At 36.7% G+C, this 13,606-nt stretch carries 16 protein-coding genes; 11 read left to right on the top strand and 5 right to left on the bottom strand.

Annotated elements, in window-relative coordinates; translation table 11 throughout:
- Positions 1-24: 24 nt before the first annotated feature.
- From murC to dapE, 7 genes are all read left to right on the top strand, one after another.
- A complete protein-coding gene (murC, locus tag CORI_RS07475) occupies positions 25-1,329 on the top strand; it encodes a UDP-N-acetylmuramate--L-alanine ligase (protein ID WP_173031452.1) in 1,305 nt (434 codons plus the stop codon).
- Positions 1,329-1,670 carry a hypothetical protein gene (locus tag CORI_RS07470; protein ID WP_173031451.1) on the top strand — a complete coding sequence of 114 codons (342 nt, stop codon included), beginning with the start codon at positions 1,329-1,331 and terminating at the stop codon, positions 1,668-1,670. The genes murC and CORI_RS07470 overlap by 1 nt, the downstream gene beginning before the upstream one ends.
- Positions 1,671-3,872 carry an endonuclease MutS2 gene (locus CORI_RS07465; RefSeq protein ID WP_173031450.1) on the top strand — a complete coding sequence of 734 codons (2,202 nt, stop codon included), beginning with the start codon at positions 1,671-1,673 and terminating at the stop codon, positions 3,870-3,872.
- Between the two features lie 63 nt (positions 3,873-3,935).
- Positions 3,936-4,088: a hypothetical protein gene (locus CORI_RS07460; protein WP_173031449.1), complete on the top strand. Its 153-nt coding sequence runs from the start codon at positions 3,936-3,938 to the stop codon at positions 4,086-4,088.
- Complete coding sequence (locus CORI_RS07455) at positions 4,085-4,699, top strand: LysE family translocator (RefSeq protein WP_173031448.1); 615 nt, start codon at positions 4,085-4,087, stop codon at positions 4,697-4,699. Before CORI_RS07460 ends, CORI_RS07455 begins: the two co-directional genes overlap by 4 nt.
- Positions 4,700-4,784: 85 nt before the next feature.
- Positions 4,785-6,707, top strand: a complete 1,923-nt coding sequence (locus CORI_RS07450) for an EAL domain-containing protein (protein WP_173031447.1) — start codon at positions 4,785-4,787, stop codon at positions 6,705-6,707.
- 23 nt (positions 6,708-6,730) lie between these two features.
- A complete protein-coding gene (dapE, locus tag CORI_RS07445; protein ID WP_173031446.1) occupies positions 6,731-7,861 on the top strand; it encodes a succinyl-diaminopimelate desuccinylase in 1,131 nt (376 codons plus the stop codon).
- Positions 7,862-7,917: 56 nt separating this feature from the next.
- Here dapE and hisG read toward each other — a convergent pair whose 3' ends face one another.
- Genes hisG through CORI_RS07420 form a run of 5 tightly spaced genes read right to left on the bottom strand, consistent with a single transcriptional unit; the run spans position 7,918 to position 11,037 of the window.
- On the bottom strand, positions 7,918-8,526 hold the full coding sequence (gene hisG / locus CORI_RS07440) for an ATP phosphoribosyltransferase (RefSeq protein WP_169940549.1): 609 nt from the start codon (positions 8,524-8,526) through the stop codon (positions 7,918-7,920).
- Entirely contained in the window at positions 8,520-9,149 is a 630-nt protein-coding gene (locus tag CORI_RS07435) for a type III pantothenate kinase (RefSeq protein WP_173031445.1), read from the bottom strand. Before CORI_RS07435 ends, hisG begins: the two co-directional genes overlap by 7 nt.
- Positions 9,136-9,465 (bottom strand): hypothetical protein, encoded by a 330-nt coding sequence (locus tag CORI_RS07430; protein ID WP_173031444.1) that lies wholly within the window; start codon positions 9,463-9,465, stop codon positions 9,136-9,138. The genes CORI_RS07435 and CORI_RS07430 overlap by 14 nt, the downstream gene beginning before the upstream one ends.
- A gap of 1 nt (position 9,466) precedes the next feature.
- Positions 9,467-10,474, bottom strand: a complete 1,008-nt coding sequence (locus CORI_RS07425; protein ID WP_173031443.1) for an L-seryl-tRNA selenium transferase — start codon at positions 10,472-10,474, stop codon at positions 9,467-9,469.
- Positions 10,471-11,037 (bottom strand): hypothetical protein, encoded by a 567-nt coding sequence (locus tag CORI_RS07420; RefSeq protein WP_173031442.1) that lies wholly within the window; start codon positions 11,035-11,037, stop codon positions 10,471-10,473. The genes CORI_RS07425 and CORI_RS07420 overlap by 4 nt, the downstream gene beginning before the upstream one ends.
- Before the next feature lie 122 nt (positions 11,038-11,159).
- Between CORI_RS07420 and gatC the strand changes: the two genes are divergently transcribed.
- The 4 genes from gatC to CORI_RS07400 are packed head-to-tail and all read left to right on the top strand — an operon-like array spanning position 11,160 to position 13,606.
- Positions 11,160-11,447, top strand: coding sequence for an Asp-tRNA(Asn)/Glu-tRNA(Gln) amidotransferase subunit GatC (gene gatC / locus CORI_RS07415; protein WP_173031441.1), 288 nt, complete (start codon positions 11,160-11,162; stop codon positions 11,445-11,447).
- A gap of 5 nt (positions 11,448-11,452) precedes the next feature.
- The gene (locus CORI_RS07410; RefSeq protein WP_173031440.1) at positions 11,453-12,535 is read left to right on the top strand and encodes a type IV pilus twitching motility protein PilT; all 1,083 of its coding nucleotides are present in this window, start codon (positions 11,453-11,455) and stop codon (positions 12,533-12,535) included.
- Positions 12,536-13,147 carry a CvpA family protein gene (locus tag CORI_RS07405; protein WP_173031439.1) on the top strand — a complete coding sequence of 204 codons (612 nt, stop codon included), beginning with the start codon at positions 12,536-12,538 and terminating at the stop codon, positions 13,145-13,147.
- A 3-nt stretch (positions 13,148-13,150) separates the two neighbouring features.
- Positions 13,151-13,606 (top strand): Fur family transcriptional regulator, encoded by a 456-nt coding sequence (locus CORI_RS07400; RefSeq protein ID WP_173031438.1) that lies wholly within the window; start codon positions 13,151-13,153, stop codon positions 13,604-13,606.

The raw sequence follows: 13,606 nt of genomic DNA, 5'->3' as shown, positions 1-13,606 counted from the left end.
TTAAAATTTAATTTAAGGTCAAATTTGAGAAAAGTTCATTTTATCGGTATCGGCGGTATCGGCATATCGGCTATCGCTAGGTTTTTAAACGAAAAGGGCTACATCATAAGCGGTAGCGACATCAAAGAAAGCGTTACGACAAAAGAGCTCGTAAAGCAAGGCATAAATGTCATAACGCCTCACTGCAAAGAGGCGATAACGGATCAGGATTTTGTTATTTATTCAGCTGCGATCAAAGAGGATAACATAGAGCTGATCGAAGCTAAAAGACGCGGCATAAAGTGTCTTTCGCGCAAAGAAGCCTTGCCCATAGTGCTTGAGGGCAAGCGTGTGTTTGCCGTTGCGGGAGCGCATGGTAAGAGTACCACTTCGGCGATGCTTGCAAGCCTTGTTGAGGGCTCTGTCATCATAGGCGCCATCTCAAAGCAGTTTAATTCAAACATGAAATACAACACTCACGAAAACGTCATCTTTGAAGCCGATGAGAGCGACTCAAGCTTCCTTAACTCAAACCCGTATTTGGCCATCGTAACCAATGCAGAGCCCGAGCATATGGAGCACTACGAATACGATATGCAGAAATTTCACGCAGCTTACAGGGGATTTTTGGAGCGAGCTAAAATTCGGGTGATAAACGCCGAAGATGAGTTTTTAAACACGCTTAAGTTTGATGCTATCAGACTAAATCCAAGCGTTGATATTACCGACATGACCATGGTAGTAAGGGATTTTGTGCCTTACACTACCTTTAATCTTAAAAATTTGGGCAAATTTGAAGTGCTTGGCATGGGCGAGCATATCGCAATAGACGCTAGCCTTGCGATATTGGCCGCGATTAATGAGGTCTCTTTAAGCTCAATTCGTGAAAATTTGATGAATTTTAAAGGTATAAAAAAACGCTTTGATATACTTACGGCAACTAAGAAATTCGTGCTTATAGATGACTACGCTCATCATCCCACAGAGATAAAAGCGACGCTCAAATCGGTCTTTGAATACGCAAAGCTGCTTGGAATTTCAAAGATAACGGCCATATTTCAGCCTCACCGATATACTCGCTTGAGTGCAAATTTGCAAGGGTTTAAAGAGTGCTTTAAAGGTATTGACGAGCTTGTGATACTGCCCGTTTATGCGGCAGGAGAAGAGCCTATAGAGATAGATATGAAAGAGGAATTTAAAGAGTATAATCCGATAATGACCACTCACGTTAGCAGAGAGGATGATAGTATTGTGTTTTTTGATGAATTCGGAGTTAAGAATTTGCTTGATGACGGACTTGTGATAGGATTTGGCGCAGGCGACATCACATATCAATTAAGGGGAAAATAATGAGGTTTATACTTGTTTTAGTAGTTATTTTAGTAGCTATTTTGCTCTTTAGTATAAGCGATGAGAAAATCAGCAAAAAGGCTAAAATTTTAATAGCCTCTTTTGTCGTGGTTGTAGGAGTTTTGGCTTATGTTTATGAGAGTGCTTTTGAAGATAGTCAGGCTAAAACCCGCGAGCTTTTAAGCGCGTTTAATCAAGGTAAAATTTTAAAATGCGGGGAGATGGAAGTAAGCAATAAAAAATTTAACTACGAATTTGGCACCGCCTCTTTTGTCGCAAAGCGGGAATTTAAAGAGCTTAGCAGCGTCATAATCGAGATAAAAAGTTGCGAGGCGAAGTAGGTGGATAGACTGCTTCATACTCTTGATCTGACCGAGTATATCGCTAAATTCGGCTCGTTTTTGGCTCGCGAAAAACCGCTTTTTATGCAAGGAGATAGCAGGCTTCACTATGAAAAAATTTTAGAGCTTTCAAATGTGGAATTTAAAGAGCCTGGCGAGGTTGCGAATTTAGACGATGCTCTCATTAGGCTAAACAAACAAGCCGTGCTTCATATCAGCGAAATTTATGAATTTGCTAAGATTATAAACTATTTTTCGTATCTTAAATCTCTTAAATTTGAAAGACGTCTTGGCGAGTGGCTGGATAAGATAGAAATTCCTTCGGCTATTTTAAAAATCGCAAATTCCTTTGATAAAGACGGCGAGCTAAAAGATGAGGTCGATGAGAGGCTTGCAGGCATAAAATCGGCTTTTGCTATGAAAAAGTCTCAGATTGACGCTGATTTAAAGCGACTTATCTACTCAAAATCAATAACGCCTTATCTTGTGGATACTCAGGTTCATTATGTCAATGCCCAAGAAGCTTTGCTGGTGCGCGGAGGGTTTAATCACGTACTAAAAGGCACGGTCGTCGCAAGAAGTTCGGGCGGATACTTTTACGTAATGCCTGCAAACATAGAAAAGCTTAAAAAAGAGCAAAGCGAGCTTTTGGATAAAAAAGAGCTGATAGTATATGAGCACTGCAAGCTGATGAGTGGCGTTATGCACAAAAATTTGCTATTTTTGAAATTTATAAATTCGGCTTTTGATATATTTGACGCTTATAGCGCGCGGGTGCTTATGGCTAAGAGTATGGATTATGAATTTGTGCTAAGTGATAGCTCGTCAAATATAGTTATTAAAAATTTCGCTCATCCCGCCCTTAAAAACCCAAAGAGTGTTAGCGTGGATTTTCGTAAAAAAGTGCTTTTGATAACGGGTGTAAATGCGGGCGGCAAGTCAATGCTTTTAAAATCAATAATTTCCGCGGCGTTTTTAGCAAAGTATCTTTTGCCTATGAGGATAGATGCTGAAAATTCGCACATCGGAAGCTTTAAGGAGTTTGATACCATCATCGAAGATCCGCAAAATGTAAAAAACGATATCTCTACTTTTGCAGGGCGCATGCTTCACTTCTCAAGGCTTTTTAACAAGAAAAATTTGCTCATCGGAATTGATGAGATAGAGCTTGGAACGGACTTTGAAGAGGCTGCTAGTCTATATAGCGTGATGATTGAAAAGCTTATAGCAAACGATATCAAGATGATCATCACTACTCACCATAAGCGTCTTGCTATGCTGCTTGCTAAAAACAGCGAAGTAGAGCTCATAGCAGCCCTTTATGACGAGGAGAATTCTCGTCCGAAATTTGAGTTTTTAAAAGGAACTATCGGCAAATCTTATGCTTTTGAAACTGCCGCAAGATACGGCATATCTCAAAATTTAGTTAGCGAAGCGAAGAAAATTTACGGTGAAGATAAAGAAAATCTAAACGAGATGATAAGCAAGACTTTAAATTTGGAAGTAGAGCTAAAAGAGCGTCTTGAAAGCACGGTAAAAAAAGAGCAAAAGCTTGACTTGCTGATTGAGAGCTTAAAAGAGCAAAAAGAGCAAAACGAAATAAGAGAGCAAGAGACTATAAATAGGCTTGAAAGAGAGTATTTTAAGGCGATAAACGAGGCTAAAAGAGCTATAAATTTAGACGATACCAAAGAAAAACAGCGTGCCTTAAATAGTGCCAATGAGGCTAAAAAGGCCATCGTAAAGCCCGAAATTTCAACTCAAATTGAGCTAAAAATCGGTGATAACGTAAAATATAATAAGATAAAAGGCGTCGTGGTAGGACTTAGTAAAAATGACGCTACTATACAAACCGACGGCGTTAAGCTTAGAGTACCTATCAAGATGCTTAAAAAAAGCGGTAATCCGTTTCCAAGTGCTCCAAAATCAGGCGTAAATTTAAAAGTTCAAAAACCAAAAACGGCCAGCGTTACTCTTGATCTGCACGGACTTAGAGCAGACGAGGCGATAGAAAAGCTTGATAAATTTATCTCCGATAGCTTGATAATGGGCTTTGATGAGGTTAGCGTCTTTCATGGGATCGGCACCGGTAAGCTTGCCTTTGCGGTTAGGAATTTTTTAAAGACTCATCCTAGCGTAAAGGAATTCTTCGATGCGCCGCCAAATCAAGGTGGATTTGGAGCTAAGATAATAAGGCTTTAGACTCGCTTTATGTGGTTTGCTTCGTTGTGCTGAGGATAGAATCGGCTTGTTTAATTTGCTTTTATGTATGAGTTAAAGTCTTTTTGGGTAAATTTTAATGAAGAGTGCTGTAGCGATGATGAGATTGTTGACTATCGGTTGTTTGTTGCGACTATCTGCAAGGGTGGCGATAGTAAATACATTTGTGAAAAATATATGATCGGCATAGTTATATGAGTATCTTTTTGCAAGGGCTTTTGCTTGGATTTTCAGCGGCCATACCGCTTGGACCTATTAATATAATGATAATGACCGCCGCGCTTAGTTCGTTTTTAAGAGCGTTTGCTATCGGTCTTGGAGCGATGAGTGCGGACGTGCTTTATCTGCTTTTGCTTAGTTTTGGAGTGTTGGAGTATCTGCAAAACGAACTTATCTTAAAGGCGATCGGAATTTTTGGAATTTGCTATCTACTTTTTATTTCTTGGCTTATCTTTAAAGGAGCAAGCAACCAAATCAAGCTTGAAAAAACGTTAGATAAAGATAAAACACAATTTGCTAAAAATTATTTTAAGGGATTGTTTGCAACTCTTAGCAACCCTTATACGATAGGATTTTGGCTAAGTGTGGCTACTCTTGCAAGTAGCTTTGCAGGATACGCGTGGGTTATGGTGGCAGGATTAATTACCGCTATCGGGCTTTGGATAACTCTTATGCCTTTGGCTGTTTTTAAGAGTTCCACGCTAATTTCGCCTAGAGTTATAAAGTATATGTCTTATAGTTGTGCAGTTATTTTAATAGGCTTTGCAATAAGTCTTTTTTACAATATATTTTTTAATTTAAATATTTAATATTTTATTAATAGCTTTTTAAAACAAATTGTGATACTATAAAATATTGATATAATTTGGATTTAATAAAAGGTTAACAGACCGGATGCAAAATATTGATTTTAAAAAATCTACAACGCAATTTATAATTTTGCCTGTAGTTATACTTATTATATGCTCTTTGATGCTTGTATCTTATATATTTTATACCAAATACAAAACTTCCATAAGTAGTATATCAAACATAAACATTGATACTAAAATAAAATCTTATATGAACGCCGTTGAGCTTTTGTATAACACTATTTCAGAACACGATATTGCGACATTTCAAAACTATGCAGAACAGACAAAAGCTTTATCTTCTTGGGTTCTTAAAGAGACGGAAGATGAAAGAGAGCTTGTAGTTTTAGCAAGCTCTAGGTATCCTGAACTTATAGGAGAGCCTTTGCCTATTGAAATTTGCGGTATAGATAAAGTTAAATATCAAGAATTTATAAGTGAAGGGTATTATAAAGACATAAAATTACTTCCTGATAATAAAGTTAAAATTTGCTATTTTAAAAAATATGATGATGTTGTAATTGGATACAACACAATGGATAATATCAAAATCTCAGGAATTCACGATAGCTATTTTAGTGAATGGTTTTTTGCAAATATGAAAAACACCATCATAGTAGCTACTTTTATGGTGGTAGTCGGTCTATTTCAGTATTTCTTATTTTACAAAAGACTTGAAACCAATCAAGTAGTATTAGCTACGGTAAACGCCGAATTAGTTTCTAAAAATAATGAGATAGAAAAGCGACTTTACTTTGACCCGCTTACAGGACTTCCCAATAGAACGTCTTTGCAAAAAGATATAGACGATATGAGAAAGCCAAAAATAGTCATTATGGACATTGATGATTTTAGAAAGATGAACAACTATTTTGGTACGAGAATTTGTAATCAAATCTTGCTATATCTTACCGATTTAGCTAAAAAAATTGCTCAAAAAGAAAGCATGAAAGTTTATAGAATCGGTGCAGATCAATTCGCTTTCGTTGAAGACGGAGATTTTTTTATAGATCGTTACGAGGATTTTGCGATCGATCTTTTAGAGGGTCTTAAAGGTCTCATAATAGACGTTGAGCGCGGAGTTGATGACAAGCAAGATCTTATAGAAGTTCATTGCACTATCGGCTTTTGCCTGGATGATACACATACTCTTAGAAAGGCTATAGTTGCACTTGAATTTGCAAAAAAAAGCGGCAAGGATTATTTTTGCTATTTTAAAAGCATTGATGATACAGTTCAGTACGTAGAGCAGATTAAGCGCTCGAATTTGATTAGAGACGCTATTGTAAACGATAAGATAACTCCTTATTATCAGCCGATATTTAATGCGCAAAAAAAGGTTATGAAATATGAAACTTTAATGCGTATCCAAAATAGTCGCGAAGTAGTTTCTCCTCATATATTTTTGGAAGTTTCAAAGCGTATAAAAAGATATGTCGATATCGAAAAGATGCTGATGGAAAAGAGCTTTAAACTTCTTCACGAAAGTCCTGACGCGATCATTTCTATAAATTTATCAGGCAGAGATATGACTGATGGCGATATGAGCGTATTTATCATAGACAGGATAAACAGATATAAGGTCGCAAATCGTGTGGTGTTTGAGATTTTGGAAGATGAAAATGTCGAAAACGTTGAGCGGGTTAGTAAATTTATAGAGCGTGTTAAGCGAATGGGTGCAAAGATTGCGATTGACGACTTTGGTTCCGGATATAGCAACTTCTCTTATATATTAAAACTTAAACCGGATTATATCAAAATAGACGGCTCAATCATTAAAAATATTGATACAGACGATGATTCGCGCTCGGTTGCAAGTGCGATAATCGCTTTTGCCAAGAGATTAAATATTACGGTAATCGCCGAATTTGTTCATTCAAAAAGCGTATTTGAAACCTGCGTGGCTCTTGGTATTGATGAATTTCAAGGCTTTTATCTAGGCGAGCCTTCTCATACTCTACTTTAAATTTATATTTAGACGGAAATACTATGCAAGTTATTGAGTTTTTTAAAGAAATTTTGAAATTCAGATCCATTACTCCGGATGATGACGGATTTCTTGAATTTATCAAGGATTATTGCGATGAATTTAAACCCACATTCGTTAATAAAAACGGAGTTAAAAATTTAATACTTACTAAGAAATTTGGCAGTGGAGCACATCTTGCATTTGCGGGCCATGTCGATGTTGTGCCTGCCGGGGAGAATTGGAATAGTGAGCCTTTTGATCCTGTGCAAAAGGATGGATTTATATACGCTCGCGGAGCTCAAGATATGAAAAGCGGAGTTGCAGCGTTTGTTTGTGCCTGCAAGCAAATTTGCTCTGAAATAAGTTTGGGTAAGGCTAAATTTGACGGCACCTTATCTATGATACTGACAAGCGATGAAGAGGGGGATGCTATATACGGCACGCTTGAAGCTTTAAAATTTATGAAAGAAAATGAAAGTTTGCCTGAATTTGCAGTAGTAGCCGAACCTACTTGTGATAAAATTTTTGGAGATACTATCAAAGTTGGCAGGCGCGGTTCTATAAACGCAACTCTTACCATAAACGGAATTCAAGGACACGCGGCATATCCAGACAAATGCGTAAATCCAACCCATCAGCTTGCAAGCGTTTTTCATAAATTTGCAGGATTTGACCTTGATGAAGGAGGAGAGTTTTTTGACGCCAGTAAGATCGTAATAACTGACATTAGAGGCGGAATGCAAGTATGTAACGTAACTCCAAGTAGCGTAAAAGTGATGTTTAATATAAGAAATTCGACCAAAACGGATGTCGCGCGCGTGCAAGATTACGTTAAAGAGCTTTTTGGAGAGTTTGACTACAGTCTTGATATCAAGCAGAGCTCAAAACCGTTTTTAACTGATAGCAATAGCGCTGTCGTAAAAGCTCTACAAAATTCCGTAACTAATATCACGGGTATTGTGCCTGATCTTAATACAAAAGGCGGCACGAGCGACGCTAGATACTTATCCGAATTTGGAGTTAAAGTAGTTGAATTTGGCGTTATAAACGATAGAATTCACGCTGTAGACGAGAGGGTTTGCGTGGATGAAGTAGAAAAGCTCTATGAAATTTTTTGTGATTTGATAAGAGGTTTTGGCACTAAAATTTAGATATATACTCTTAAAATAACTTAAATTTATAAGAAAATTTCCGATTTTTACAACACTTAAATTTGAGTTTTTATCTTCTCGTAAAGTGATATTATCTCGTCTTTTTTGATAATAAAGCTATTTTTATTGGCTATCAGATGTGCAGATGAGTGCATGATGGTTTCTGCCACTTTTAACCCGTTTTTCTTCATTGTGGCGCCTGTTTCAACCACATCGACGATAACGTCGCTAAGCCCAACAAGCGGAGCCAGCTCTATAGAGCCGTATAGTTTGATGATTTTTAGAGGTGTCGCTTTGGCTGAAAAGTAGTTACGAGAGATATTTGCCATCTTGGTTGCGACCTTAAGTTCAGAGACGTTATAATCAAGTTCTTCGCCCTCTTTAACTCCTACACAAACCCGACATTTGCCAATTTTTAAATCAAGCAGTCTTAATACATCAGGCTTGTGCTCTTCAAGCACGTCAAGTCCTACTACGCCGATATCGGCGGCTCCGTTCATGACATAAACGGGGATATCTTGGTTGCGAACCATTAAAAATTTAAAATCCCCCTCTTGCATGATTAGTTTTCTATCCTCAAACAAAAACGGAGTTTTGAAAATTTTTCTAAAAATTTCAAGAGTCTCTTCGGCGATTCTACCTTTTGGCAGTGCAACTGTCAGCATAAAATTTCCTTTTTTTCTTCGATTAACGCTTGCATACCGCGAAAAATCAATCTCTTGTCATAAATACTATTTTTAAAAAATCTAGATAAAAATTCTCCGTCTCCGCCCGTAAAATAAATTTTAGAGTTATTTGAGATATTTTCTATGAGAAGGACGATAGGCTTGATTACTCCGTAGCTTACAGCATCTGATGTCTTTTGGGGTAAAGCTTCAAGGTCTATCTGTGAATTTAGCGATACCTTAAGTCGAGCGGATATGTTTTCATAGGTTTTTAGGCTTTGAGATATTCCCGGCAGGATACACCCTCCAAGATGCATTTTGTTTTGCATTATATCTATGGTTATGGCGCTTCCTGCATCGATAACTACGCCATTATCGATACTGTAGCAATTTACTATGCGATCGATTCCAAGTCCGTTATATATAGTGTCAATCTCAAAAAACGGCTCTAAATTTATGAAATTTTCATCATTTTCAAGCTTGGATTTAATAGAGTCGTTTACGCTTATGTAGTATATTTTTTCACTGCTTTTAAAATTTTTAAAGCTTTGGATATCGATCTTTGAAATTTTACCCTCTTTAAAAAAGGTGGCGTTTGTATTGCCGATATCACACAGCGTCATATTTCCATCCTGATTCTTTTATCAAATTTTGTGTTTTTGAACAAATTTGCGAGCTGTAAAAGACAACTCTTTTTTTAATTTTCAAGCCAAGCTTTTCTTCTATTTTTCGGCAAATTTCAACAATATCTTCAAATTCTTTTTTTAAAAACCTGCTTTTGGCTTCTCTTATGAAAACTATAGTATAAAATCCCTTTGTGTCAATGCCTATAGCCGATTTGAGAGTTTTTTTCTTGCTAAATTCGCTTAAATCAATCTGTTTTATATCTTTTAAAACAAGATTATGAGCCTCAAAAATTTTATAAATTTCAGAGCTCATTTTAATTTAGCTTCAGGTAGTAGTTATCGTAATAAAAATCCTTAAATCCCACAAAACTCTTATCTTTTATCTCATCATTTAGCTCAAAAATTTGCGCATCGCTTAAATCTAGCCCTGTTTTTATAAGGTAGCCTTTTTTCTCGATGATATAAAGATGATCGCTAAATGCTACTGCATTTGAAAAGATAGCGAATTTGAAATTTACGGAATTTAGCTTTTGTAGATTAAGATCGGTTAGCGTTACCGTGCCGTCTTTTTCAAAGATATAAATTTTATCTTTATTTGAAATGACATTTTTTATTTCGCCGTTATAATAAAGCGTTTTTTCCGGACTTATCGACACGATTCTTTTGCCTGTTGATGCAAGCATAGTGTCATTTACCACGTCTAAAAATATTATGTTATTAAAAAATTGCTCACTACTTACAACAACATCCCTTAAAATTCTTCCTGTGGTTTTATCAACTATCATAATCTTTCCGTCGAGCGTCGGAAATATCACAAGAGAGCTTAAAAAGTAAGGTGATGCCGTGCGAGAATCTTGCGCATATACGTCTGATGATTCAAATTCAAGCAGGATCGAATCAGTCGCAATATTTACAAGATATATAGTATTTGAAGCGCTTAATAGCGCAAGTCTATTGTCTTCAAGTGATGCAGATACGATGGCTTCGTTAAATTTTCTTTCGTATAATGCCTGTCCGTATTGGTCTGTGATGATTAAATTTCCATCAAGCGTTGAGGTTATAAATTTGTCTTTTTGGACATTTAAGAGCGTCGTGCCTTTTGGAAATTTTACATTTTCCAGTAAGCCGTGTTTTGTGATTACCATTCCGTTTTCAAGAACTGCCGCATTTAGGCTTGTTGAAGCGATATTGTCAGGCAATTTATATTCAAAATCAGCTTTTGAATTTACGTTTTCAGGCTCAAAATACTGCCTTTTGGTTCCGCATCCGCTAAGCAAAATCGATGCAAAAATAACGGCTAAAAATATATGAAATTTTTTCATTTGACGCTTCCTTGGTAATGTTCAAGATTTTTTACTATCGGTTGAAGCTGTGAATTGAGAGGAATTTTCTTAAATTCTATCTTTGCTTCTTCTATTTTATTGTCTTTTATAAGTTCGTAACCCTTTAAAACCGTTTTGTAATTGCTTAAAATTTGTCCGCTTTGTTCGTTTGTTTGGGATTTAATTATCTCTTTTAAGATAGGATCGATAGGCTCGTTTATAAGCGAATTTAAAGTGGCGGTATCGTTATTTTCAAGCGATCTTTTAAACTCGTAAAGAGCATAAAGAGATATATCCTTTTCTTTTAAGGTGGCTTTTGCTTTAGAGTCGCCGGGATTTGTTATAAGTGCAGCGTAAGCTTCGTTCGCTGCTTTAAAATTCTTCTCTTTTATAAAGTTATTGACGTAATAAGCACCAACCATTAATATTGCCAACACTAAAGTAATTATGAAAGGTTTTTTGTATTTCTTGATAAATCTTTCGCTTTTTATTATGTTTTCTAAAAATTGTTCCTGTGTATTTAACTCTTCTTTTATGGATTTTAAATCTTCTTTTATAGCCAATGTTTTTCCTTAAATTGTTGTAGTTAAAAGATTGTAATTGTAGCATAATAAATCTGAAACATCACAAAGGTTAAAGCTAAAATGTGATATAATGCACTAAAATTTGAATCAAACGAGGCATTATGCAGATAGACGATGAGTTACTTGTTAAGCTGGAAAAGCTTAGTTCGCTTGAAATAAGCGAGGATAAACGGGGGGAGATTAAGAGGCAACTTACTGAAATTTTGACTTTTGTCGATGTTTTAAACGAGCTTGATTTAAGCAATGTCGAAGCTGTGGTAAGCTCCATAGACGGCGGTACTTTGCTTAGGGAAGATGTTGAGATCAAATCAGACGTAATAGATTCGATTTTAAAGCATGCTCCGGCAAGAAACGAACACTTTTTTGTCGTTCCTAAAATCATAGAGTGATCGCCATGACAGAGACCGGAAAATTTAGCACGAATTTAGAAACGTTTTTAAAGACTGTTGTTTATAACAAAGCTAGTGATTTACACCTTGTCGCAAGAAGTGCGCCTCAGATAAGAATAGACGGCACTTTAAGACCTCTTGAAATGGGAATTTTGACGGGCCATGACATACAAGATATCTGTTATGCCCTCATAACTGATGCCCAAAAGAGTGAACTGGAAGAGAAAAAAGAGCTTGACTTTGCTATAGAGTTGCCTAATATCGGGCGCTTTAGAGGTAACTACTACTACACTATGAACGGCGATTTAGCGGCGGCATTTCGTATAATTCCTACCGAAATTCCTTCGCTTGACGATCTTAGAGCGCCTTCAATCTTTAAAGAGATAGTAAAGCGCGAAAAGGGCATGATACTTGTTACGGGACCTACGGGAAGCGGTAAATCAACCACTCTTGCGGCGATGCTCAATGAGATAAATTTAAATGAAAGAAAACATATAATAACCATCGAGGATCCGGTAGAATTCGTCCATGAAAATAAAAAATCCCTATTTTCTCATAGAAATATAGGCACGGATACGCATTCTTACGCACAAGCGCTTAAGTACTCGCTTCGTGAAGATCCCGATATAATACTTGTAGGCGAGATGCGTGATAGAGAGACCATATCTATCGCTATAACAGCTGCTGAAACGGGACACCTTGTCTTTGCCACTCTTCACACCAACTCGGCCATACAGACTATAAACCGTATTATAGACAGTTTTGAAGGCGGAGAGCAAATTCAGGTAAGAAACATGCTGTCCGTTTCGCTAACGGCGGTTATCTCTCAAAGCCTTATGCCTAAAAACGGCGGAGGGCGTATAGCGGTTCATGAAATTTTGATAAACAACCCTGCGATTGCTAACCTCATAAGAGAGAATAAAGTTCATCAAATTTACTCTCAAATGCAGCTAAACCAGCAAATGACCGGTATGACGACTCAAACACAGGCCTTGACAAAAGCTGTAAAATTAGGTCAAATCACAAAGGATATGGCGATGAGATATTCAACAAGTCAGCAAGAATTAGCCGGTGTAATAGGAATGTAGATGGTTTTTGCTAGTATAAGTATTTTTGATATCTGTGCAGGTGTTCTTGTTTTGATGCTTGGCATAAAAGGCATTATGCACGGTCTTATAAGAGAAATTTTTGGACTTATAGGACTTATAGGCGGTATCGTAGTTGCAAGCAGATTTGTAAATGAAGCGGGTAAATTTATAAACGATAAAATTTACAAGCTTGATAACGACTCCATAGTACACTTTGTAGGGTTTTTATCCATACTCATAGTTTTTTGGGTGGTTTGCTTGGCTATAGGTATGTTTTTATCAAAGCTTTTAGATCTAAGCGGTCTTGGGATTTTAAACAAGATCGGCGGATTTATAATGGGAAGTGCCAAAATTTTCCTGATATTTGCAGTTTTGGTAGTAACGGTCGCCAATATCGGAGTGCTAGACAGCAAGCTAAAACCGTATCTGAAAGACAGCGTGCTTTATCCCGTGCTTTTACAAACCGGGAAATGGATAATGAATATAGACGTAAATGAAGTAAAGCAAAATATACAAAATACTATACAACCACCTATAAATACGACATTAAAAGATGAAATTTCGATTGATTCAAACAATACCGTAGATAGCAACACAACACAAAAGGAGTAAAAGATGATTGAAAATTTAGAATATGACGCACTGCTTGAAAAATTCAAAAAAGTTTTAAAAGAAAATGGGCTTAAATATACTCAGCAGCGTGAAGTTTTGCTAAAAACTCTTTATAATAACGACGAGCATTTTACGCCTGAGAAATTATATCTGTTTATCAAAGAGGCTCATCCCGAGCTAAATATAGGCATCGCAACAGTTTATAGAACTCTAAATTTGCTTGAGGAATCAGAGATGGTTACTTCAATCAGTTTTGGCTCTCAAGGTAAAAAATTTGAACTTGCCACAAAGCCTCACCACGATCATATGATATGCAGACGTTGCGGCGCCATAATAGAATTTGAAGATCACACTATAGAAAAAAGACAGATGAATATAGCAAAAGAGCACGGATTTAAACTAACCGGCCACATGATGCAACTTTACGGAATTTGTAAAGATTGCAGCAAAAAAATTTAA

It is taken from the genome of Campylobacter sp. CCUG 57310 (assembly GCF_013201975.1).
Taxonomy (GTDB): Bacteria; Campylobacterota; Campylobacteria; order Campylobacterales; family Campylobacteraceae; genus Campylobacter_A; species Campylobacter_A canis.
This window is presented reverse-complemented; position numbering and strand designations above follow the sequence as displayed.

Excerpts from the sequence above, each read along its gene's own strand:
- CORI_RS07470 (WP_173031451.1), top strand. The coding sequence starts at position 1,329 with ATGAGGTTTATACTTGTTTTAGTAGTTATTTTAGTAGCTATTTTGCTC.
- CORI_RS07460 (WP_173031449.1), top strand. The coding sequence starts at position 3,936 with ATGTATGAGTTAAAGTCTTTTTGGGTAAATTTTAATGAAGAGTGCTGT.
- CORI_RS07455 (WP_173031448.1), top strand. The coding sequence starts at position 4,085 with ATGAGTATCTTTTTGCAAGGGCTTTTGCTTGGATTTTCAGCGGCCATA.
- CORI_RS07450 (WP_173031447.1), top strand. The coding sequence starts at position 4,785 with ATGCAAAATATTGATTTTAAAAAATCTACAACGCAATTTATAATTTTG.
- dapE (WP_173031446.1), top strand. The coding sequence starts at position 6,731 with ATGCAAGTTATTGAGTTTTTTAAAGAAATTTTGAAATTCAGATCCATT.
- hisG (WP_169940549.1), bottom strand. The coding sequence starts at position 8,526 with ATGCTGACAGTTGCACTGCCAAAAGGTAGAATCGCCGAAGAGACTCTT.
- CORI_RS07435 (WP_173031445.1), bottom strand. The coding sequence starts at position 9,149 with ATGACGCTGTGTGATATCGGCAATACAAACGCCACCTTTTTTAAAGAG.
- CORI_RS07430 (WP_173031444.1), bottom strand. The coding sequence starts at position 9,465 with ATGAGCTCTGAAATTTATAAAATTTTTGAGGCTCATAATCTTGTTTTA.
- CORI_RS07425 (WP_173031443.1), bottom strand. The coding sequence starts at position 10,474 with ATGAAAAAATTTCATATATTTTTAGCCGTTATTTTTGCATCGATTTTG.
- gatC (WP_173031441.1), top strand. The coding sequence starts at position 11,160 with ATGCAGATAGACGATGAGTTACTTGTTAAGCTGGAAAAGCTTAGTTCG.
- CORI_RS07410 (WP_173031440.1), top strand. The coding sequence starts at position 11,453 with ATGACAGAGACCGGAAAATTTAGCACGAATTTAGAAACGTTTTTAAAG.
- CORI_RS07405 (WP_173031439.1), top strand. The coding sequence starts at position 12,536 with ATGGTTTTTGCTAGTATAAGTATTTTTGATATCTGTGCAGGTGTTCTT.
- CORI_RS07400 (WP_173031438.1), top strand. The coding sequence starts at position 13,151 with ATGATTGAAAATTTAGAATATGACGCACTGCTTGAAAAATTCAAAAAA.